The sequence below is a fragment of the Ruegeria discodermiae genome (assembly GCF_030758345.1).
GTDB lineage: Bacteria > Pseudomonadota > Alphaproteobacteria > Rhodobacterales > Rhodobacteraceae > Ruegeria_C.
On the sequence record NZ_JAVAMO010000002.1, the window covers coordinates 130998 to 153105 of the forward strand.

16 protein-coding genes are annotated in these 22108 nt (G+C 61.8%); 6 read left to right on the top strand and 10 right to left on the bottom strand.

Translation table 11 applies throughout. The features are described 5' to 3' along the window. Positions 1 to 106 precede the first annotated feature (106 nt). Complete coding sequence (locus Q5Y75_RS07655; protein WP_306195950.1) at positions 107 to 622, top strand: hypothetical protein; 516 nt, start codon at positions 107 to 109, stop codon at positions 620 to 622. Between the two features lie 7 nt (positions 623 to 629). Here the strand turns inward: Q5Y75_RS07655 and Q5Y75_RS07660 are convergent, their stop codons facing one another. The 3 genes from Q5Y75_RS07660 to lipP1 all read right to left on the bottom strand — a co-directional run bounded on the left by Q5Y75_RS07660 (position 630) and on the right by lipP1 (position 5913). Next, entirely contained in the window at positions 630 to 3767 is a 3138-nt protein-coding gene (locus Q5Y75_RS07660; RefSeq protein WP_306195952.1) for an efflux RND transporter permease subunit, read from the bottom strand. Beyond that, the gene (locus Q5Y75_RS07665) at positions 3764 to 4795 is read right to left on the bottom strand and encodes an efflux RND transporter periplasmic adaptor subunit (RefSeq protein ID WP_306195954.1); all 1032 of its coding nucleotides are present in this window, start codon (positions 4793 to 4795) and stop codon (positions 3764 to 3766) included. The genes Q5Y75_RS07660 and Q5Y75_RS07665 overlap by 4 nt, the downstream gene beginning before the upstream one ends. Before the next feature lie 152 nt (positions 4796 to 4947). Then, entirely contained in the window at positions 4948 to 5913 is a 966-nt protein-coding gene (gene lipP1, locus Q5Y75_RS07670) for a LipP1 family hormone-sensitive lipase (RefSeq protein WP_306195955.1), read from the bottom strand. Between the two features lie 207 nt (positions 5914 to 6120). On the opposite strand from lipP1, the gene Q5Y75_RS07675 reads away from it, so the two are divergent. Further along, entirely contained in the window at positions 6121 to 7785 is a 1665-nt protein-coding gene (locus tag Q5Y75_RS07675; RefSeq protein WP_306195957.1) for a sensor histidine kinase, read from the top strand. Beyond that, on the top strand, positions 7782 to 9122 hold the full coding sequence (locus Q5Y75_RS07680; protein WP_306195959.1) for a sigma-54-dependent transcriptional regulator: 1341 nt from the start codon (positions 7782 to 7784) through the stop codon (positions 9120 to 9122). Before Q5Y75_RS07675 ends, Q5Y75_RS07680 begins: the two co-directional genes overlap by 4 nt. Before the next feature lie 94 nt (positions 9123 to 9216). Here Q5Y75_RS07680 and Q5Y75_RS07685 read toward each other — a convergent pair whose 3' ends face one another. Next, on the bottom strand, positions 9217 to 10326 hold the full coding sequence (locus tag Q5Y75_RS07685; protein WP_306195960.1) for a helix-turn-helix domain-containing protein: 1110 nt from the start codon (positions 10324 to 10326) through the stop codon (positions 9217 to 9219). Between the two features lie 129 nt (positions 10327 to 10455). After that, positions 10456 to 11301, bottom strand: coding sequence for a M15 family metallopeptidase (locus Q5Y75_RS07690; protein WP_306195961.1), 846 nt, complete (start codon positions 11299 to 11301; stop codon positions 10456 to 10458). A gap of 163 nt (positions 11302 to 11464) precedes the next feature. Here Q5Y75_RS07690 and Q5Y75_RS07695 point away from each other — a divergent pair, with 163 nt between their 5' ends. Together Q5Y75_RS07695 and Q5Y75_RS07700 are read left to right on the top strand one after the other, a co-directional pair. Further along, positions 11465 to 12070 (top strand): OmpA family protein, encoded by a 606-nt coding sequence (locus Q5Y75_RS07695; protein ID WP_306195962.1) that lies wholly within the window; start codon positions 11465 to 11467, stop codon positions 12068 to 12070. A gap of 38 nt (positions 12071 to 12108) precedes the next feature. Continuing rightward, entirely contained in the window at positions 12109 to 14304 is a 2196-nt protein-coding gene (locus tag Q5Y75_RS07700; RefSeq protein ID WP_306195964.1) for a serine/threonine protein kinase, read from the top strand. 25 nt (positions 14305 to 14329) lie between these two features. Here the strand turns inward: Q5Y75_RS07700 and Q5Y75_RS07705 are convergent, their stop codons facing one another. Then, positions 14330 to 15202: a LysR substrate-binding domain-containing protein gene (locus Q5Y75_RS07705; RefSeq protein ID WP_306195967.1), complete on the bottom strand. Its 873-nt coding sequence runs from the start codon at positions 15200 to 15202 to the stop codon at positions 14330 to 14332. Between the two features lie 122 nt (positions 15203 to 15324). On the opposite strand from Q5Y75_RS07705, the gene Q5Y75_RS07710 reads away from it, so the two are divergent. Further along, entirely contained in the window at positions 15325 to 15591 is a 267-nt protein-coding gene (locus Q5Y75_RS07710; RefSeq protein WP_306195969.1) for a DUF6552 family protein, read from the top strand. Positions 15592 to 15594: 3 nt separating this feature from the next. Here Q5Y75_RS07710 and Q5Y75_RS07715 read toward each other — a convergent pair whose 3' ends face one another. Genes Q5Y75_RS07715 through icmH form a run of 4 tightly spaced genes read right to left on the bottom strand, consistent with a single transcriptional unit; the run spans position 15595 to position 22101 of the window. After that, entirely contained in the window at positions 15595 to 16317 is a 723-nt protein-coding gene (locus tag Q5Y75_RS07715) for a PP2C family protein-serine/threonine phosphatase (protein ID WP_306195971.1), read from the bottom strand. Continuing rightward, positions 16314 to 17000 carry a type VI secretion system-associated protein TagF gene (gene tagF, locus Q5Y75_RS07720; RefSeq protein WP_306195973.1) on the bottom strand — a complete coding sequence of 229 codons (687 nt, stop codon included), beginning with the start codon at positions 16998 to 17000 and terminating at the stop codon, positions 16314 to 16316. Before tagF ends, Q5Y75_RS07715 begins: the two co-directional genes overlap by 4 nt. Continuing rightward, positions 17000 to 20569, bottom strand: coding sequence for a type VI secretion system membrane subunit TssM (tssM, locus tag Q5Y75_RS07725; protein WP_306195975.1), 3570 nt, complete (start codon positions 20567 to 20569; stop codon positions 17000 to 17002). Before tssM ends, tagF begins: the two co-directional genes overlap by 1 nt. Continuing rightward, positions 20569 to 22101: a type IVB secretion system protein IcmH/DotU gene (gene icmH, locus Q5Y75_RS07730; protein ID WP_306195976.1), complete on the bottom strand. Its 1533-nt coding sequence runs from the start codon at positions 22099 to 22101 to the stop codon at positions 20569 to 20571. Before icmH ends, tssM begins: the two co-directional genes overlap by 1 nt. Between the last annotated feature and the right edge of the window lie 7 nt (positions 22102 to 22108).

The window sequence follows — 22108 nt, forward strand, 5'->3', positions numbered from 1 at the left end:
TAACTGCCGACAATGCAGACGGCCCGCAGATATGTTACGCCGGTGTCGCTTAAACTCTGCTACGTTCCGCTCAAACCCGCTGATGATACCCAAGGACCTGCCGCCCGTGTCTGACCTCTATTCCCTCTGGCTCACATTTCCGCAGGCGCTTGAGGACCAGCTAGGGGAGCATGTGACGACGCTGGCCCGGATGACAAAAGGCCCGGTCTTTCAGCCCCATGTCACACTGGTGGGAGATTTGCCTTATGATCGCGCGCGAGAGATTTTCACCTCGGAACGGATCGGGCCGATTGCACCGCGCCTGCAGGGTAGGTTCGGGCGGCTGAACCATGGCGACACGTATTTCCAGTCGCTGTTCCTCGTGGTCACCCTGCCCGCCCAGGTCGCACATGTTCGGCAGCAATTGCTCGGTGAGCTTGATCTTGATCCGGCCTACCCGCCACATGTCAGCCTGGCCTATGGCAGCCTCGACGGAGAGGTCCCGACATCGTATCTGGGCAAGATCACTTCTACGTTCTGCGACCAACCCGCTCCGCTGGCCTTTCTAGATCTGGTCGCCTCATCCGAGACCCGACCCGTGGAGAGCTGGAAAATCATCGAGCGCCTTCCGCTGAACGTCTGACCTCGAGTCAGGTTCCATCAACGCTCTGCCTGCCGAGCAACCAGGACAGGGTCCGCTCGCGCAGCGACTGGAAACTCAGGTAGAGCACCGGGATCATCAGCAGCCCGACCGTGCTGTCAAAAATCATCCCGAACAGAACCGGGTAGCCGATCGAAACCCGCCCCGCCGCCCCGGCCCCGGTGGCCAGCACCAGCGGCAGCACCCCGATGATGAAACACAAACCCGTCATCGTGACCGGGCGGAACCGCAACTCGGCCGCTTTCAGCGCCGCCGCGCGGATTGATGTGCCGCGCGCGCGTTCATCATTGGCAAACTCGACCACCATGATGGCCTTCTTGGCGGCCAGGCCGATCAGCAGCACCATCCCTACCTGCGCAAAGATATTGTTGCTGAGATGCGGCATCAGCGCCAGCGGCACCAGCGCGCCAAAGATCGCAAATATTGTCGAGGTCATCACCGCAAGCGGCAGCGTCCAGCTTTCGTAAAGGGCCACCAGAAAGAGATAGGACAGGACCACCGCGCCCATCAGGATATAGGTTACCAGCCCGCCCGCCGCGACCTCTTGCTGGGTGACGCCCGACCATTCGATGTCAAAATCTTCCGGTAGGTTGGTATCGGCGATCGCCTTCATGGCAGCAATGGCCTGACCCGAGCTTATGCCTTCCGCAAGCTGTGCACTGATCGAAGCGGCGGTATAGAGATTGTGGCGCGGGATGCTGTCCGGCCCCAGCACCGGCTCATGGCGGACCAGCACGCGCAGGGGAAACGAGTCGCCGTCGGCATTCTTGACATAGATGTTGCCGATATCCGCAAGCGACTGCCGGAAATCCGCATCCGCCGAGATGACGATCCAGTGGACCTTGTTGCGCTTGATGAAATTGCCGACATAGTAGGAACTCAGGCTGGCTTGCAGCGCCGAGAAGATGTCGATCACCTCTACGCCCAGCGTCTCGGCCCGGTCGCGGTCGATCGACAGCAGGTATTGCGGCACATTGGCCGAGAAGCTGCTATGCACATGACTGAATTCGGGCGCGGCGTTCAGAGCGGTCAGGAAGGCGGTCTTGGCGGCATCCAGCTTGTCGACATCGCCATCGGCAAGATCAACCAGTTCCGCAGACACGCCACCACTGTCGCCCAGCCCATGGATCGAAGGCATTGGAAACACAAAAGAAGTCGCTTCGGGCAGGGTTGCCAACTCGTCATTGATTGCTGCCATGATCGCGTGCCATTGCAGCTCGGGCGTGGTGCGCTGATCCCAGGGATCAAGCGCGATCACCAGCATGCCGGTGCTGGATCTGGTGCCGCTCATCATGCTGAAGCCGGAAATCGTGGTGACGCTATGCACCCCCGGCCGTGCCCGGATCATGGTGTCGATCCCGGTCATCACCGCCTCGGTTCGCGCCAGCGAGGCGCCATCGGGCAGGTCGATACCCGCCAGCAGGATGCCACTGTCTTCAGGAGGGATGAAGCCGGTGGGCACGGTTTTGAACAGATAGATCGTGCCGCCCACGAAACCGGCAAAGACAAGCAGGCTCAGCACCAGATAGCGCAGCATCAACCCGACCAGCCGCATATAGAGCCCGCGCACCCAAGCAATCAGTGCGGGCACAAGCCGCAGCGGGCCGCGTGGTCGCACACCCCGCCGCAGCAGCAGCGCGCATAGCGCAGGGCCAAGGGTCAGCGCGTTTACCGCCGACAGCATGAAGGCAAAAATGATGGTCAGTGCAAATTGCAGATAAATCTTGCCGGTTATGCCGGGAAAGAAGCAGACCGGGACAAAGACCGCGGCCAGCACGAATGTGGTGGCGATGATGGGCCGTGTGACCTGATCCATTGCCTTCTCGGTGGCGGCACGCGCTTCAAGCCCCTCCTCCTCCATGATCCGTTCGGCGTTTTCGATGATAACGATGGCGTCATCGACCACCAGCGTGATCGCCAGTACCAGTGCCAGCAGCGTGATCATGTTGGCGCTGAACCCGATCAGAAAGATCAGCGCCACCGCCCCCAGCAGAGAGACTGGGATCGCGATGGCGGGCACGATGGTGGCGCGCCAGCTTGCCAGAAACAGGAAGGTGACAAGGACCACCAGACCGGCGGTCAGACCAAGCGTGAACAGGATGTCGCGGATCGACAGCCGCACTGCTGTGGTGATGTCATAGGGAATCTCATAGCTGACGCCCTCAGGGAATTTCTGCGCCAGATGGTCCATCTCGGCCAGCACGGCGGTGGCGATGTCAAGCGCGTTGGCTGTGGCCTCCTGATGGACGGCGAAGGCAGCCGAGCCTTTGCCGTTAAACCGCGAGGCACCGGAATAGCTTTCTGCCCCAAGCTCGACCCGCGCCACATCCCCTAGCCGCACTAGCGAGCCGTCAGTGTTTGACGCGACGATGATGCGTTCGAACTCCTCGGCTTCGCGCAACAACCCGCGGGCCTGTAGTTTAAATTGGAAATCGGGGGTCTTGCTGCCAAAAGGCGGCGCGCCCAGCTCGCCTGCGGCGGCCTCGACATTCTGGTTCTGGATGGCCGTGGCAATGTCGGATGCGGTGATGTTCAGCGCTGCCATCTTGTCAGGACGGGTCCAGACCCGCATGCTGTATTCCAGTGGCCCGAATTGAGTGACCGCGCTGACGCCCGCGATCCGGGCCAGCGGGTCTTGCACGAAATCGGCAGCATAATTGCTGAGATAGAGCTCATCGCGCGATCCGTCGGGCGAGGTCAGGTTGATCACCATCATCATCCCGCCCGAACGTTTCGCGACATTGATCCCCTGCTGGATCACCGAAGGCGGCAGCACCGGTTCGGCCAGCGCGATGCGGTTCTGAACGTCGATCGCCGCAATGTCGGGATCGGTCCCGAGCTCGAACATGACGGTCAGTTCATAGGTTCCACTGTTGGAGCTGCCCGACGACATATAGAGCATACCGTCCACGCCATTGACCTGTTCCTCGATGGGGGCGGCAACGGCCTCCTGGATCAGCGCCGCATCGGCACCGGGGTAACTGGTGGTGACATAGACCTGCGGCGGTGTGATCTCGGGGTACTGCGCGATCGGGATCAGGCGGACGCCCAGCAGCCCGGCCAGCACCATCAGGATCGCGATAACGATCGCGAAATTCGGACGCTCGATGAAATAGCGCGGGATCATTGTGTCGGCTGACCGCTGGCATCCACCGGAGTGACCGACGCGCCATCATGGATTTTCTGCAGCCCTTGCACCACCACCCGCTCACCCTCTTTCAGGCCCGAGGTGATCTGCCATGCCCCGGCAATCTGCTGACCGGTTTCCACATTCTGGCGGTGAACCACGTTCTTGTCATCGAGGACAAAGACGAAATGCCCGTCCTTGTCCAGTTGCAGCGCCGATTGCGGCACCGTCAGGCTGGGCGCGGCACTGGCATCCTCCAGATAGGCCGAGACGAACTGACCGGGCAGCAGCGCGCCATCGGGGTTTGCGAAGCTGGCCCGCAGTTCGATCGTGTCGGTATCCTGTCGGACCTGCGTGCCGACATAGATCACCTGCCCGTCGGTGCCGTAATCGCTGCCATCGGATAGGTGAATACGCGCTTTCAGCGTGATCTGATTGTCAGCGATCATACCTTTTTTGTGCTCATCGATCAGGACATTTTCGCTGACAAAAAAACTGACATAGATCGGATCGACGCTGCTGACGGTGGCCAACACGCCGCTGTCTGCGCTGATGACATTGCCAACATCGACTGACGACCAATTGATGCGCCCATCCAGAGGGCTGGTGATCTCGGTATAGCCCAGATTGATCTGCGCCAGCTTCAACGCGGCTTTGGCCTCTTCCACTGCGGCCAAGTCCTGACCGTATTCCGCCAAGGCCGCGTCCACCACGGATTGCGGCACATCGCCTTTCTCCAGCAGGTTCTGATTGCGCTTGAGGATGATGTCCGAGCCTTTGGCGGTCGCTTCGGCCCCGGTGACCGAGGCTTTGGCGCTTGCCACATCGGCGGCATAGATATCCTGTTCGATCCGGAACAGGACGTCGCCCTTGGACACGAGGCTGCCGGGGGTGAAATTCACCTCTTGCAGGATGCCCTCGACCCGCGCCTGCAGATCGACCCGCTGCTGCGCGATAACGCGACCCACATAAGCATCAGCGGGCTGCACCACCGCTGATGAGACCCTGGCCACGACCACGCCAGGCACAGCATCGTCCTTGGTTTGCGCGGCGACGGCCCCGCTCAGGCAAAGCGCGAAAAGACAAGGAGTTACAAGTCTTGGGATTGGCACATTACACCCCGGATCAAGGCTATTGGCATTGCCCGCACTATGAGCCGGTTGCAGCACCCAAACAAGTTTTATGACGGACGGACCTCTTGTTCGCCCCAGATGCCGCGCAGAAACCGTCCCACGCTCTCATGAGCGCGCTCGGCATCGTCCACCAGCCCCAGATAGCTAAAGAACCCGTGGATCATGCCCGGAAAATCCACCTGCGCGACCGGCACACCGGCATCGCGCAATTGCTGCGCATAGGCTGCGCCTTCGTCATGCAGCACATCGCATTCTGCGGTCAACACCAGCGCGGGCGGCAGGCCAGCATGGGACGGCGCAAGCGCCGGATTGGCGCGCCAATCCTGATACATCTCCGGGTCGGGCAGATAACGCTCGCGGAACCATGCCACCGTGTCACTTTCCAGAATACCATATCCACTGCCATAGCGGTCATAAGACCCTGTTCCACCGCGATAATTGATCACCGGATAGATCAGCGCCTGCGCCGCGACCGGGATGCCCGCATCGCGCGCCATCAGCGCGGTAACCGCCGCCAGATTACCGCCCGCGCTATCGCCGCAGAGCGCCAGCCGGGTAGGATCGATGCGCAAATCCCCAGCATTCTCCACCACCCAGCGCAAGGCGTTAAAGCTGTCCTCGACCGCAGCCGGAAACGGGTGTTCAGGTGCTTTGCGATAGCCGACCGAGATCAGCGTGCAGCCTGCCTGCAGCGCCAGAAACCGCGCCACACTGTCATAGGTGCGCAGATTGCCAAAGACATGCCCGCCGCCGTGAAAGAATATGATCACCGGAGCCTGCGGGTCCGAGCAGGTGCGATAGATGCGTAGCGGGACCGATCCGTGAGAGGGGTCGGTTACAGCGTCTACCACCTCGGCTACCGGCGGGGGCGGATACTCCTCAAGCCGGGCCACGTAGAGCTGCTCAATCAGATTGCGCGCGGCCTGGGTGCTGAGTGTCTGGATCTTCGGGATGCCAAGCGCCTGCATCTTGTCCAGAAGCGCCTGTATCTGCGGGTGAACGCCTTGGGGCATGGGGTCTCCTGATCCTGTGGCAGGGGCTGCGCGCAGCGTATCGGCGATGCTCCGCCGCTTGGTCCTCACGCTAGCCCTGTCAGTCGCCAAATGGCCAGCCGGTTCTTGCCTTTGGCCGAATTTCCCGCCAAGCAACCGGCCATGCGTCGTCTCTCTGTCTTTATGTTTGTGATTGCCACCCTGCTTGTTGCAGCAGGGGTTTTTCAGTTGTCCTATAGGTATTTTCGAGCAGAGGAGCTGTCGCGCGCCGAAGGACGGCTGTCGCTTTATGGCAGCTCGGTCACGGCTGAGCTTGAACGGTTCTCGCACCTGACCCATGTGCTGGCCCGTGACACCTTTGTGGTCGAGACCGCCGCCGGAGCGCCCACAGGCGCGCTGAACCGGCGGCTGGAGGGGTTTGCCGATCAGGCCGGGCTGGATGCGATCTATCTGATGGAACAGGACGGGCTGACCGTCGCCGCCTCGAATTTTCGCGACAGCGCCAGCTTTGTGGGCCAGAACTACGGGTTCCGCCCCTATTTCCGGCAGGCGCTGGAGGGGCAGCAGGGACGATTTTATGCCATCGGGGCCACCACCGGTCTGCCGGGCTATTTCATCGCCGATGCGGTGCGCGATGCGGCAGGGTATGTGGACGGCGTCGTCGCTATCAAGATCGACTTTTCGCAGCTCGAAGAGGGCTGGCGCAAGGCCGGAGAGCAGGTGCTGTTGGCCAACGAGGACGGGGTCATCCTGCTGGCTTCCAACCCGGACTGGCGCTATCGCGTGCTGCACGCGCTGAGTGCCGATCAACGCACCCGGATCGAGGCGGCGCAGCAGTTCCCGGGCCAGCCCCTTGCGGTGCTGGACTGGTCCGACCTGCCCGATCAGCGCGCCCGCCTCACCGGCTCCGACCGGCTGCATCTGACCACCGCAGACCTGCCGCATGGCTGGGAGCTGCACTACTTTGCCAGTGATGAGCGCGTCGTGGACCGCAGCTGGCTGGTGTCAGCTTCGGTTGTGGTGCTGGCGGGCCTGGGCTTCATCCTGTTTCAGGTCCAGCGCGCTCGGCGCATGGGGGAAGCATTGCAGCGGTCGGAAGAGGAAGAAGCGCAGCTGCGTCAGGCCAATGAGCGGCTGGCGGTCGAGATCACCGAGCGGCGCAGTGCAGAGCGGCGGCTGCAACGCACCCGCAACGAGCTGGAACGCGCCAGCCGCCTGGCCGCGCTGGGGCAATTGGCGGCCTCGGTCACACACGAGCTGGGCCAGCCGATCGCCGCCATGCGCAACCATCTGGCCGCCGCTGAGATCACCGCGCGCGAGGCCCCTGGCCTCACCTGCAAGATCGGCGCTCTGGTCGAACGGATGGAGGGTATCACCCGACAGCTCAAGTTCTTTGCGCGCTCGGATGTAGAGGAATTTACCGCTTTCGACCTGCGCACGGCGATGGAGGCGGCGTTGGCGCTGGTTGCCCCGAATGTGCGCGAGATCGGCGCAACCATTCAGCTTGACCTGTGCAAGGCCCCGGTGATGTTGCGCGGCAGCAAGCTGCGGATCGAACAGGTGATGACCAACCTGTTGCGCAACGCCTTGGATGCGGTCGAAGAGGCTGAGACGCCGACCGTCTCAGTCCGCCTGGGGGCTACGGAAAGCGAAAGCTGGTTCGAGATCCGCGACAACGGTCATGGGCTGGGCGCCGCGACGCTTGCGGAACTGCAGGAACCCTTTGTGACAACACGCGAAAGCGGCCGTGGCATGGGGCTTGGTCTGGCAATCTCGGCCAGTATCGTCAAGGATCACGGCGGTGTGATGAGTGCCCGTAATGCCCGCACGGTAGGCACGGTGTTCCGGGTAAGCTTCCCCAAAGCCGAAACAGAAGAAGGCGAGCTGGCATGACGGATACGCGCCCGATCACCATTCTGGTTGTCGATGATGACAGATCCCTGCGCCAGTCGCTGATCGAGTTGATCGAAGCGGCGGGCTGGCAGGCCTCGGCCGTGTCTCGCGCCGAACGGGTGGCCGGGCAGCTCGCAGAGGCGCAGCCCGATGTGATTCTGTCTGATGTGCGCATGCCGGGGATGTCGGGCTTGGACCTGCTGGCCAGCCTCGACACGGCCAATGGCCCGCCGGTTGTGCTGATCTCGGCCCATGGCGACATCCCGATGGCGGTAGAGGCGATCCGGAACGGGGCTTACAGCTTTGTTGAAAAACCCTATGAGCCACGCCGCCTGCTGACCATCCTGCGCAATGCCGCCGAACAGAACCGCATGAAGCAGCGTAACCGACGGCTGACCGATCGGCTTTACAAACTGTCAGGGCTGGACCGCATTCTGCTGGGTCAAAGCCCGGTGGCGGCAAATCTGCGCCGCGACATCCTCGATCTGGCCGATACCGATGCGGCGATCCTGATCGAAGGCGAAACCGGCACCGGCAAGGAGCTGGCCGCCCGCGCGCTGCATGATCTGGGCACCGATCCCGACAGTCCGTTTGTGGCACTGAACTGCGCCGCACTGACACCTGATATGTTCGAGGCCGAGATGTTCGGGGTTGCGGGCGAAACCGGTGGCCGTTTGCTGGCGGCAGCAAATGGCACCCTGTTTCTGGACGAGGTCTGCTCCTGCCCGCTACCGGTGCAGGCCAAGCTGCTGCGGGTGATTGAAGACAAGCAGGTTCTGCCGGTGGGCGCCGCGACCCCGGTGCCGGTTCGGTTCCGGGTGATCTCGGCCACGAACGAGGATGTGGAAAGGGCCGTCGAAGAAAACCGGCTGCGACAGGACCTGCTGTTCCGCCTGAATACGGTGGTGCTGACCCTGCCGCCGCTGCGTGATCGGCGCGAGGATCTGACCTTGCTGGTGACGCATTTCCTGGACCACTATGCCCGGATATACGAAATCGCTGCGCCTGAACTGAGCGCAGATGATCTGGCCGCGTTGATGGCGCATGACTGGCCCGGCAATGTGCGCGAGCTGCGCAACGTCGCTGAACGCCGGGTGCTGGCGGCGCGGCGCGGGGGTGGCTCGGTCGCGCAGGCGCTGCGAAGTGCTGCGCAAAGCGAAGAGGTGCCCGACACCCTGCGCGAGGCGGTCGCCGCCTTTGAGCGCGAGTTGATCGGCAAGGCGATCAGAACCCATCAGGGCCGCATGGACGCCGCCGCCGAGGCGCTTGGCATCGGGCGGCGCACGCTGAACGAAAAGATCGTGAAATTGGGCCTGGACAAGGAGGCCTTGCTTTAACCTGGCCGGGCGGAGGCCGCAATTTCGTTAAAGCGGAGACGTTCCAATTCCGCGACGTCGTCTTTGCATCGACCAGATCATCGCAACGGCCCTCTCACAGAAGCGCCGACCAGAACCGGTAACGTTCCTGCCCTGTCACTTCGCGGATCAGTCCCATTTCGTGAAACAGTGCCAGGTTGCGCCGGGCTGAGGGGCGCGAGCAACCTATCGTCTCAGCCGCCAGTTCCGCCGAGAGCACTGGATAGCGTAATAGTGCTGCGATTAGCAGCGGTGGCGTGCGGCCCGATAATCCGCCGGTCAACTCGATCGCACGATTGCGCCAAGCCGAGAGCCGATCCAGTTCCATCGCAGCGCGCAGCGCCCCCGCTTCGATCGCATTCAGGAAGGTGGCCAGGCGCGCCGTTGCGGCGTCCGAACCCTGCGCCACCTGATGGCGATCGAACCGGTGCCCCTCGGCCATGGGCAGGTGAGGCGCCTCGTCTCCGGCACCCAGCAAAAGTGCCGCGACCGAGGGCTCTAGCATTTGATCGTAAGGCGTCAACGCCAATCGCCGCCACGACGCAAAGCCTTGCGCGGCGCGGGTCAGCAGATGACAGGTCTCATGCAACCCCCCGGCCCAGTCCTGCCCGGCCAGATCCAGCTCCGGCCCGGTGGGGCGGTCGTCGTCGCGATGGGGCTCGCTCACGGAAACGCGGCCGAGAAACGCGCGCATGTCGTCTTGCGGCAACGGACCCGCCAGCAGTCGCCGCACTGCCCAATCGGCGCGGCTCAGATCGCGGGCCATGTCGTCACTGCCCAGCCGGAACGCCCGATAAAGAGCGATCTGATCCGGGCCGAGCCAGATCCCTTCGGCCCGCAACAGCGCCGAGACCGTCATCAAGGCAAGCCGTTCGCTCACCCCCGGGGCGGCGTGCCGCAACCGCTCGCCATAGCGTGTCACGGCTTCGGCGGCAGCCACCAGCCCCCGGTATTGCGCAGCTTCTGCTGCCTGCCAGGTGCGTCCGTCCAGCCCCGCCTCGCGCGCCGCGACCGGCCAGGGCATCTCGCCGGGGGCCACATCCTCGGGCGGTTGTGGCAGAAACCACAGATCCTCCTCCTCGACCGGGTCGGGATCATAGATCGACCGGGGGGTGACCTCTTCGTCGTCGTCAGGATTTTCAGTGCGGCGGCGCATGTAACGATCATAATCGTCCTGCTTTGTCACGGCCAGTTCTTTTGACGCGGATCAGCGTGAACACATGGCTTCGTCGACATGTTCCCCGGCATTTTTCAAAGTGCGGCACCCGCCGGCCCAGATCATGGGGCAGCAGATGAAATCTCTGTTTTCCTTGGTTTACAGCAATCCCTGATCAACCCATTCTTCGATCTTGTTGCGGCTGACCTCGAAATGCATCGAATCCTCGCGACCCCACGCGGCACCCCAGACCCAGCCCTCCTGTCGGAAGAAATCGGCAAGGATGGTCAGGCCCAGCTGGGTCTTGCCATCGCCAAGCGTGTCCAGGACCCCGTCGATGTTCAGGTCGACTGCCAACCCGTAAGCATGTGCCGAGGCCGAAGTCGTCGAGCCGCGAATGAACCGGACGCAAAGCGACCCGGCGGTGTTGATGCGGGCATAGAGGTCGGGATCGGTGCGGCGGATGTTGTCAAACACGTCGCGCAGGGATTCGATCGCCGGTTTCAGCATCCGCACCCGCACCGGACCAACCTCTTCCAGCACCAGTTTGGATTTAAGCCGCTCGTTGGTCATCGGCTGGCAATCATTGCTCAGGTCCTCGCGCGGCAACCCGAAGGTCTCGCGAAGGAAAGATGGCCGTGCGAGTTCGAGCCCATCATTGACGTTCTTCCGGTCCGCAATCAGCACAACCTGCGCGTAGGCGTCGATGATCTCGTTCGGGGTTGAACTGTCATAGCCGAAGGAATCGGCAGCGTCGTCATAATCCTCCTGCAGCAGCGTCACCCCGCCGATCTGCACCTGGCTCAACTCGTTGGCCATGCGGTCGATCTTATTGCGCAGGTCTTCGATCTGCTGGCTCAGCATCTCGATCTCGATTCGGGCGCCGGAATCGATGGCGGGCCCTTCGAAATTTTCATCCATCGGCACCAGAATCGGAAAGACATACCACAGGATCGGAGCCAGAATGATCGCCACGGCCAGAATGATCGCTGGTACGATGCGCATTGTGCTTTTCGTCCTTGTTGCCTGTAGCACCAGCGCGCACTCTAGAATCCGCTCCAGCGGATGTCACGGGGCTCGCGAAACAGAATGACAGGGTTGTGTGATCTTCTTCATTGTTCGCCGGGGCGGGCGCGAGATAGGTTTGCACCCAAAGACGAGCTAAGATATGATCACCGGCGACGAAGGAGCCAGAAATATGTGCGCGATCAAATCACTAACCCGACTAAGTGTTCCTGTCCTGCTGGCTGTGGTGTCAGTCCAGGCAGCTTTTGCGCAGGATGCATCCGAATTGACGGCCGAAGAGATCACCGATGCGTTTAACAAGCAGAAAACGCGCGGATTGGTCATCGTGCCTTCGGGCCAACAGAAACCTGCTACGGAAGATGCCGCAACCACCGTTGCAACCGCTCCGGCGGAGTATACCGCGGTCCCCAAAGATCAGCAGGTCAATATCCAGATCAGCTTTGATTTCGACAGCGCGGCGCTGCGGGCGGATCAAAAACCCAAACTGAGTGCGTTGTGCAGCGCCATGCAGGGCGTGGATGTCAACGTGTTCCAGATCATTGGCCATACCGACAGTTCCGGCTCAGCAGCCTATAATGAGAATCTGTCATTGCTGCGCGCCAAAGAGGTGAAACGTCACCTCGTAAGCGACTGCGGTATCGATGAATTCCGGCTTGAAGCGGTCGGCGCTGGCGAGAGCCAACCCTTTAATACGGCCAATCCGCGCGCTGATGAAAATCGGCGGGTCGAATTCCAAGCGCTTGGCTGATAGGGTCACGGCAGAACGCTTGAAATTCTGAGGCCTGCATGACCGAATCCCGCGCCGGTGACCTGTTCCAACCCGGAGACCTGGTCAACAATACCTACCGGATTGAGGCCATACTGGGGCGGGGCGGCACCTCAGACGTCTATCGCGCCCGTTCCGAGATTTCGGGGCGGGTTGCCGCGCTGAAGGTTCTCAAGGCCGAGTTTTCCAGCAATGACGATTTCCTGGTCCTGCTGACCCGCGAAGAAGAGATTCGCGAGATTCGCCATGACGCGGTGGTGCGCTATTCAGAAAACAACCGCACCCCCGAAGGCCATGTCTATCTGGTGATGGATTTCATAGATGGCCCGGGTCTGGACCAGAAGCTGAAACAGGGCCCGATGCCCCCTGATCAGTTGTTGACGGTCTGCAAGCGGGTCTGCGAAGGGTTGGAGGCTGCGCATGCCCGCAATATCGTCCACCGCGATCTGAGCCCCGACAACATCATCCTGCGCGATGGGGATCCGTCACAGGCGGTGATCATCGATTTTGGCATCGCCAAAGATACCAATCCGGGTGCCGAAACGATCGTCGGAAACGAATTTGCCGGCAAATATGCCTATGCGGCACCCGAACAGCTTTCGGGAAAGACGGACAGCCGCACCGATATCTATTCGCTGGGTGCGCTGCTGCTGGCCAATTTCCGGGGCCAGTCGCCGCAGGCGGGTCGCAACCCGATGGAAGTGATCGAGAACAAGAAACAGCCGCTAGACACCGAAGGCGTTCCCGAACCTTTGAAATCCGTCATCGACAAGATGACCGCGCCGGACCCTGCGGAACGGTTCCAGAGCGCGACAGCTGTTTTGCAGGCGCTGTCCAATGGCGGACCGATGCCCGTCACCGAAGAACCCGCGCTGGATGACGCCACTGTGATTGTGCCCCGTTCATCGCAGGCGGAGAGCGATGACCTGTCGGTTCCACCTGCCAGCATACCGCCCTCAAGCCCTCCCCCTTCCCGGCCCACGGCCACGCAGGAGAGCGGCGGGCGTGGCGGGCTGATCGCTGGGGGTGTTGTTCTGGCCATGGTGGCGCTTGGGGCAGGCGGATATTTCGGTGGCGTCTTCGACAGTTTTCTTGGGCCGAGCCTGCCGGTTGTTCAGCCCTATACGCTGGTGGTCGAAAAACGCGAGGGGCTGCCGCCCCGCGCCACCGGTTTTGCGCCGTCGGAAGAGGTGCGCGCCGAACTGACAGACGAGATGACGCTGCAACAGGGCACGGCCGACCTAACGCTGGCTTCGGGTGACATTTCGTCCGATTGGGGCCAGGGCGTGACCTCGATTGTCGATACCTTGGCAGATCTGGATACCTGGCGGCTCTCGGTCAGCGGCAACAGCGCGGAAGTCAGCGGTGACACCACCGACAGGCAGGTTCATGACACGGTCATACAGGCTTTTGCAGACGGGTTGCCCGGTGGTCTCGTTGGCGAGATCGATATCGAGCTTGAGCCGCTTTTCCTGGCCTCCGCATCCGTGCAGACAATTCTCGACAGTATGGCGGATTGCGGACCGCTTGATCTGATCCGACCGCCATCGACCGGATATGGCCCCGACACCCCCATCGCGTTCACCGGCACCGTAGCCGGCGAAGCTACGATGGCAGCGCTACAGTCCGGGCTGGGAGCCGTGGCGGGCGATCGACCAGTCGAGGCGGATGTCGAGGTGCTGAACCCGACCCTGTGTCTGATCGAAAACTTTCTGCCCACCGCGCCACCCGGACCGATCTCGATCGACTTCCGAAATGGCGGCACCGACGAGTGGCAAAGTGAGGATGGCGCCTTTGTCGTGGGTGAGAACCCGATCATCGACGTGATCCTGCCGCGCGAAATCAGGGACGGCTATCTCTCTGTTTCGGTGATTGATGTGTCGGGCAACGTGTTCCACCTGTTGCCTAACATCTCTCGGGCGGACAATAGTATCCCCGATTTGCGGAGGGGCGACAGGGGCGTGAAAGCCGTGCGGGTCGCCTATTCGCTGGAGGAAAGCGAAAAGAATGGCGGCATCGCCTTCATGGTGGATGACAGCGCGCTTGGCAAAAGCAAGGTTATTGCGATCCACTCTGACAAACCGCTCTTTGCCGATATGCGGCCAACCACCGAATCCGCAACCGGTTATGCCGAAGCGTTGCGGGATCGCAGCCGCAATCAGGATACCAATATCCTGTCTCTCAACAGCAAAATCCTCACGACCGTCGCCGAATAGGGGTCATGACCGGTCTCTTGCGGGGCTATGTTTCGGCTTTTGAGGAAAACCAATCCAGCACGGCCTGCGTCGCGGGGTCTCGACGTTTGCTGCGCGCCGCGAGAAGATAGAAATTCTGCTTTCCAGAAAGCACCTCGGGTCTGATTTGCACAAGCTGCCCTGCTGCAAGTTCGCCTGCCACAAGGAACCGGCTGACCAATGCGATCCCTTGCCCCGCGCGCGCGGCATCAATTGACAAGGTGGTCTGGCTCAACCGCAATCCGCGCCCGCTTTGATCTTCGATACCCAAAGCCTGAAGGTAATCAGGCCAAAGATCATGGGTGTCATGCAGCTTGGGCAGATCAGCCAGAACTGTGGGATCTAGCGGCAATGGACTGCCTGCGATCAGGGATGGCGCGGCAATGGCAATGATATCCTGCCGGAACAGGCGCATCGCCTCCAACGCGGCACCAAAGGGCGGCTCGCCCTGCCGGACTGCCAGATCGATGCCATCACCATGAAAGCGTGACACATTTTCGGTTGCCAGGATTTGCAGATCGATATCGGGATGGCTTGCGGCAAAATCAGGAAGGTTCGGGATCAGCCATTTGGCGGCAAAGCTGGGCGTCACGCTGATCAGAACTTTGCCCGGTGTAGGCCGCAGTGCTTCCGTCGCCGCGCGCAATTCCTGAAACGCCGCTGCGATACGCGCGTGATATCCGCGTCCGGCAGGGGTAAAGGAGACCCCTTTGGGCAGCCGTTCAAACAGCGGCAGACCCAGTTGTGCCTCCAACTGACGCACATGCTGCGCCACGGCCCCCTGCGTCACCCCCAACTCATCCGCCGCCGCGCGAAAGTTTAGATGCCTACCCGCGGCATCAAATGCCCGCAAAGCGTTCAGAGGAGGGAGTTGAGCCATATGGCAATACTATTCCTGCAGTCAGGAAACATCAATTCTCAGGCGCGATCGACGGTCGATGCCATTAAGTGGGGTCTTGAAAGGGTCGCCTGTACCGGCCCGATCAAGATGCCTTTGTCACCATGAAAGCCGAAGCGATGCCCTTCAATCCTGCCCAAACTATGCCCCCGCTGGAGCGTCTTGCATTCATCCTCAAATGGGGTGCTTCAATCATCCAGATCATGGGTTACACCGCCACTGCCCTTGGGTGGACGCCGGTGAACCTCTATCTGTTTCTGGTGGGCGTGCTGGGCTGGTTCGCCGTTGGCGTATTGTGGAACGACAGGGCGATCATGCTGATCCATATCGTAGCGCTCGGGGCTATGCTTGTCGGGATGAGCAGCAGCTAGTTCTCAGACGACCTCAATTACGATGACCGAGATGTTGTCGGCCCCGCCGCCATCCAGCGCCATCTGAACGAGCCGATCCGACACTGTTTCAAGCGGCAGCTCTTTTAGCGCCTTTTCCAGCATGGCAAAGGTCGCGTATTTGGTCAGCCCGTCCGAGCAGAGCAGGAACCGGTCGCCCGGCTGCAACTCGCCCCGGATCTTGTCCAGTTCCAGCTCTTCACCCACACCCACCGCGCGGGTGATGGCGTTTGATTGCGGGTGATGCTCGGCCTCGTCCCAGGTCATCTGCCCGTCGCGCACAAGATCGGCAACGACGGAATGGTCGCTGGTCAGCATCTGAATCTTGCCGTCGCGCAGCAGATATATACGGCTGTCCCCGGCCCAGAGCCCGACAAAATGCCCGTTGGCCAGCATCAGGCTGACCACGGTTGCGCCAATGGTCTTGCCGCCGCGCTTGTCGGCCTCGGCGCGGATCACCTTATGCGCTTTGCTGAGGGTATCGCGCAGCGCGTTCAACCGCTCGGCGGGCGGCAGGCCCGGCGGGATCGAGGCCGTCATGTCAGCGATCAGTCGGCTGGCGTAATCTCCGGCCTCGTGCCCGCCCATCCCGTCAGAGACAAGCCAGAGCCCCTCGTCCAGCATGGCCAGCACGGCGTCTTCGTTGACTTTACGCACCAGCCCAACATGGCTGCGGGCGCTGTATCGGACCCGGGGTCGTGAATTCATATGGGCCTTGCCTCGGTCCAGATTGCAGCAGTCAGGTTGAACAAACCTTGCATGTTTGCAGCCGTCGGTAAACCTTCGCAAACCATCAGGCGTGGGACACCGGCAATTTCCGTGCTCCAGATGCTGGGCGCGCGGTATTCGCCTGCCATCAGACCCGAGGCGAGGTCCGGCAGGATGTCACCAATCCCTTCGCCTTGGGTCAGTATCAGCGTGCTGCCCGCCTTTCGGACCCGCGCATCACTGCGGCGTTGCGGAGCGGGCAAGCCGGCAAGCGCCTCCGCCAGGCGGTCTTTGGTCATGTCATCTTCCAGCGCGGCCAGCGCGACGTCTTCGAGCTTCAGGTAAAGCGCTGTCTCGCGGAAATGATCCAGAATGGCCGACCCTTCGGCGGAGGCAGGGGCGGTCAGGGTCAAGGGAAAGCGTCGGCCCACGCGGTCAACCGAGGGCATCAGCACGCCCAGCATCTTTTGTGGTCCCGCCAGACCCGGCGACAGGCAGAAGCGCCAGATCGGCGCAGACATGTACAACCCGTCCCATGCCTGGCCAGAGGCACCCTGCCCGTCCAACATGCCACGCTGAATCCACTCATCCCATACCTGCACAAAAGAGGCAGGAACATTCAGGCGGAAGAAATCGCCTACCGATGGCATTTTGCCAAACGCACCGAAGCCGGGGTGATCCATCAGAACGACTTCGGACAGCTGAACTTGCTGAGCGCGGGCAGCGCAAAGGGGTTGAGCACCGAGCCAGATTGCAGTTGGAAAATCGCGATGCGTCCTCCGACATTGAAGATCACCTTCTTGCGGTCCGATACGTTGGTGCGGCGTACCTCTGCCGCATCCAGCAGGCGGAACCAGGCCCAGGGACCATCGCGGGTCAGCACGCTTTCAATATTGCGTTTGGCCGGTTCAAAGCTGACACGTGCCAGCCCGACCGGGCCGGGCCAGGTGATCGCCATCGGCGTGGGCAATCCGCCGCGATGGCGGAACTCCAACGTCTGGCCATCGATCTCCAGCGTCACGCTCTTGGCCTTGGGATCCAGCGCTTCGGGCATGATCTGGAACTGGATCTGCGGTTGCGGGCCGTTGGCAAAGAATGCCTCCTTGATCTCGGCGGCATATTGCATTTGTTGCAGCACGGCGGGGCTGATGCCCAGATCGGTCTGGTTCACGCCGGTCTTCCATGACCAGGGCCGCGTGCGCATATCCACATGTTTGGCCAGGGTCTGGGTGAAGAAGCTGTCAATCAACCCGCCGGGACCAAACAGCTTGGCAAAATCCCCCATCGCCACATCAGCGCGTGACCGGCGGTTGAACGGATAGCGATTGTCCAGCACCTGCGTGCAGAAGGGCAGCACATCGGCCTGCCAGCGCGCATTGATCGAGGCGCGGGTGCTGTCACTGGTGATGCCACTCGACCCGGTTATGACCTGCGTGGCCCAGCGTTCCATTGGTCCGTCGACACGTCCGGCCTCCTGCTGGAACTGCTGCAGCGCTACGCCGGTTTCCCCGCCTGACACGCCGCTGAACGACATCTTGTTCAACTCCTGATAAACCTCGGTCAGGCTGCCCATCAACTGGTCAAGCTGCGAGGGCTGGCCCTCGGGCTTTTCGGTCAGGTTGTGCAGCCATTCGAACCGGTCCTGCACATAGGTGCCCGGTGGCGCCGGGGGTGGGCCGCCCTGGGCGGTCGCGGATTTCGCCAGTGCCTCCAGCAGGATGCGGGTCTGGACAGAGGTATTGGCCTGCAATTCGATGCCTGCAACCGTGCCCAGCCCCTCGCTGACCTCGGAATTGCCCAGCACCGATCGGTCCTCGGCCAGCTTGGTCTCATCCGAAATCGCGTTCAGGATATTGACGATGGGCGAGGTCGGGCCGGACAACACATTGGTCACCTCGACCGCATGGCTGAGGCTTTCCATCGGGATGATATCGACATCGCCCAGCACCTGATCGTAGCGTGCGATATAGTCGTTGTAATAAAGGTCCAGCACATCACGGCTGAGCGCGGCCAGCGCCTGCTCGGTCTGTTCCGCCTCGCCGCGCGGGCCCAGCACCCAGCTTTCACCCTGTACCCGCCGGGCGACGCCCAGAGCTTCGCCAAGGAACACGTTGTTGAAGCCGTCATAGGTGAAAATGCCCTCGATCCCGTCATTCAGCGGTCGGCCCGAGGAGCGGACCAGAACCCGGCTGACCGCCGGACCGCCCGCATCGGTGATACGCCATTCCGGCAAGGCCTGCGCGGCCTGGCTGGCGATGATCCCGTTATAGACACGTTGCGCCAGCGGCATTTCCGACAGGATACCCTGCACCTGCTCGACCAGTGGACCGTTCAGCGCGATCTCCTGCATTGGCTGAGTCAGCAGCGCGTCGAGATGGTCGTTGAGGTCCTGCCGGAACTCTGCCCTGCTCCCGTCGGGGAAGGAAACGGACCAGTCCAGATTCATCCACTGCTTGACCAGATCCTGGTTCATCGGCCCTTGCAGGCCGAGCATCAGATAGACCTTGAGCGCCTCATAAAGCACATCGGGGTTGTTGATATTGGCGGCCATCTGCTCTTCCAGACGCAGCAGAAGGCGGGGCAGGAAGCGCTGATTCAGCGCGGCGCGATAGGTTTGTGAGGCCTGCGTGCCAATCACCTCGCCCTGATAGAGGCCATAGGTCAGTTTCGGGTCCGGGCTTGGGTCTGACAGCACCGGGTTGGCGGGCATATCGCGCAGGTTGTTGAGCGCCTCGACCACCGGCACCAGATCAGTGTCACCCACCGGGCTGGGTGGCAGGGTTGCGGCAGCGGCCTGATAGGCGCTGACATGATCCTGCGCGTCGGCGATCAGCTCGGAATTGCCCAGGAAGGAGCGCACCAGCAGCCCGCCAATGCCGAGGGCTGCGATGATCGTCGCGGCAATCGAAACCCACTTGGTGATCTTGTAGCGCCGTTCGACCTTGTCATCGGCGCTGACAAGGCCCGCCTCGCGAAAGATCACCTCATCGAACAGCCGTGTCAGGAAATAGGACCGCCCGGTCCCCGTGCCCGACCCAATAGCCTGCCGCCCGATCCCGAAGGTGCGCGCCATGCCCAGCATCAACCGGTCAATAGGTGTGCCTTCCTGCGTGCCCGAGGTGAAATAGACCCCGCGCAACATCTGGCGGTGCTGGTAGCGATTGTCGTTGAACACCTCAGCCAGAAACTCGCGAGCGGTCCTGCGCACGCTGGCCACCTGCACCGGGAAGCCAGCGATCAGCGCACGGCGCTGCGGGTCAGTCTCGGTCTGCATCCGCTCCAGCGCCTGGCTGTTCAGCCGCGCCAGAATGCCCGCGAATTCCTCGTCAAAGGCGGCTACAGGGCTGGCCTCGCCACGGGTTTTGTCCAACGGCAGGGTAAAACCCCAGACCTGTTCGCGATCTTCCTTGCCCAGATTGTCGTGGAACTCGGCAAAGCCAGCGATCAGGTCGGCCTTGGTAAAAAGCACGTAGATCGGGAAGCGCACGCCCAGCTTCTCGCGCAGCTCTTCCAGTCGGCGGCGGATCGCCTTGGCGTTTTCCTTCTGGGTGATCTCATCCTGCAGCGACAGATCAGAAAGTGAAATGGCAATCATCGCACCGTTGATCGGCTGGCGCTTGCGGTATTTCTTGAGCAGGCCGAGGAACCCGATCCAGGCCGCATTGTCGGTTTCGGCGTCGCTTTCCTGAGTGGTGTAGCGGCCCGCCGTGTCGATCAGCACCGCGTTTTCGGTGAACCACCAGTCACAATTGCGGGTGCCGCCGACACCGCCGATGGCGGTCTTGCCCATCTCTCCGGCCAGCGGAAATTTAAGGCCGGAATTGACGATCGCTGTGGTCTTGCCCGCACCGGGCGGCCCGATCATCACATACCAGGGCAGTTCATTGAGGTGTTTGCGCCCATTCTTAGATTTGCGCAGCGCGGCCATTGCCTGTTTCAGCTTGCCGCGCAGTTCGTCCAACTCGCTGCCCAGCATATCGGGTTCGTCGGCGACCGCATCGGTGATCTCTTCTTCCATCTTCTTGTCGCGCCGACGGCGGATGAAGAAGATGATCATCGCGATGACGAAAAGGAAGCCAAAAATCGCCCCGCCCCAGATCAGCCGTGACCAGATGCTGTCGAACGGTCGCCATTCCTCGGTGCCAATCATCGGGCCGAAATAATAAAGCGCCCCGGCCAGAACGGCCGCGGTGAAGAACAGGACGAAATAGATCGAGCGGAACAGGGGGAACAGGTATCTGCGGATAAACATCAGGTCTCCTCCTGCACCAGCAGGACTTCGATGCGCCGGTTGGCGGCGCGGCCTTCGGCAGTCGCGTTATCAGCAATGGGGTCGCTATCGGCGCGCCCCTCGGCGCTGAGCCGGTCGGGATCGTCAAGGGACTCAGACATCTGGTTCATCACCGATTTTGCCCGCGCCAGCGACAGGGCCAGATTGGACGGGAAGCGCGACGTGCGGATCGGCACGTTGTCGGAATGGCCCGCGACGATCACCTTGCCCGGCTCGTCGTTCAGAGCGACCGCCACGCGGCGCACCGGATCTTCGTATTTATCCTGCAGCCGGTCTGAGCCCGAGCCGAACATACCGGACCCCTTGATGCGGATGATCAGCGTATTGCCTTTCTGGAACACCTCGACCAGCCCCTCGTCGATCTCGGGCTTCAGGAATTCCACAACCTTTTCGACTTGCGGCTGTTCCTGCACTGGTGGTGGTGGCGGTGGCGCGCGGCGCTGCAACTCGGCCACCGGCCCGGCATCAATCACCGAAAGCTGGCCAACCAGGTTCTCGGTCCGGTTTGACAGCGCATAAGATAGCCCCGAGAACTCCAGGATCAGCAGCAGCACCGTAACTGCGACGGCAACCCAGACCGGTCGCCACATGCTGAGCGCACGATAGGGCTTATCGACGCCTTCCCAATGGGGCGAGAGGTCACGCTCCATCGGTCCGCGCTGTGCCCGGATGATCCGGGCCAAGCCCTGCCGGATTTGCAGATGCTTGTCGCTGCCGCCCTGTTCGACCCGCAAGCGCCCCTCGAACCCGAGCGATAGGCACATATAGACAAATTCCAGCAGTTCGATGTTGTTGGCGGGGTCTTTCTCCAGCCGGGCCAGCAGGTCATAGAACCGGTCACCGCCCACCGTTTCGCGGTGGAACGTGCCGACCAGCGATTGCGTTGCCCAGACCGATTGCTCACCCCAGGGCGTGTTCAACACCACGTCGTCCAGTGTGGCGCAGAGTGCATAGCGGGCGATCTTGACTGTCTGGGCCGGGATGCCTGCCTGCAGAGCGGCGTTCTCAAAGGCGCGGATTTCGGAGACCACGCTGTCGCGCAGCTTGTCGGGGTCCATGTGCTGGGCGCGGTTGCGGATGCGGCTGACCAGTGAGAAGAGCGGTGTCGCACAGGCGCTGAGCCGGTTCATGCCGGTCATCACCACCGCTTCGGTTTCAGGGGCGGGTTGACTTTGCGGGGCCTGTGGCTGCGGTGCAGGTGGCACGCCATAGGCCTCAGCTCCGGGCGCTTGTTGCGCGGGCTGCTGTGGCGGATAGGGCTGCGCGGGCGGCACGCCATAGGCCGGTTGTTGTGGCGGGTATCCCGGATGTTGCGGCGGATAGCCGGGTTGGCCCTGTGGCGGATAGGGCTGCTGCGGCGGGGCCATATTGGGATCGGGATAGCCCGGCGCGGGCGGTTGCTGCTGTGGCGCAGAGCGCCGTCCGCCGGGATTCGGGCGGATCACCGTCTTGTCCGTATCATCCGGTTCGGCAAACGGGTCCTTGTCAGACATGTGGCTA

Bases quoted from the DNA above. Each gene is read 5' to 3' on its own strand.
- lipP1 (WP_306195955.1), bottom strand. From the start codon at position 5,913: ATGCCCCAAGGCGTTCACCCGCAGATACAGGCGCTTCTGGACAAGATG.
- tagF (WP_306195973.1), bottom strand. From the start codon at position 17,000: ATGGATCACCCCGGCTTCGGTGCGTTTGGCAAAATGCCATCGGTAGGC.
- Q5Y75_RS07660 (WP_306195952.1), bottom strand. From the start codon at position 3,767: ATGATCCCGCGCTATTTCATCGAGCGTCCGAATTTCGCGATCGTTATC.
- Q5Y75_RS07695 (WP_306195962.1), top strand. From the start codon at position 11,465: ATGATCACCGGCGACGAAGGAGCCAGAAATATGTGCGCGATCAAATCA.
- Q5Y75_RS07690 (WP_306195961.1), bottom strand. From the start codon at position 11,301: ATGCGCATCGTACCAGCGATCATTCTGGCCGTGGCGATCATTCTGGCT.
- Q5Y75_RS07700 (WP_306195964.1), top strand. From the start codon at position 12,109: ATGACCGAATCCCGCGCCGGTGACCTGTTCCAACCCGGAGACCTGGTC.
- tssM (WP_306195975.1), bottom strand. From the start codon at position 20,569: ATGTTTATCCGCAGATACCTGTTCCCCCTGTTCCGCTCGATCTATTTC.
- icmH (WP_306195976.1), bottom strand. From the start codon at position 22,101: ATGTCTGACAAGGACCCGTTTGCCGAACCGGATGATACGGACAAGACG.
- Q5Y75_RS07680 (WP_306195959.1), top strand. From the start codon at position 7,782: ATGACGGATACGCGCCCGATCACCATTCTGGTTGTCGATGATGACAGA.
- Q5Y75_RS07710 (WP_306195969.1), top strand. From the start codon at position 15,325: ATGAAAGCCGAAGCGATGCCCTTCAATCCTGCCCAAACTATGCCCCCG.
- Q5Y75_RS07705 (WP_306195967.1), bottom strand. From the start codon at position 15,202: ATGGCTCAACTCCCTCCTCTGAACGCTTTGCGGGCATTTGATGCCGCG.
- Q5Y75_RS07715 (WP_306195971.1), bottom strand. From the start codon at position 16,317: ATGAATTCACGACCCCGGGTCCGATACAGCGCCCGCAGCCATGTTGGG.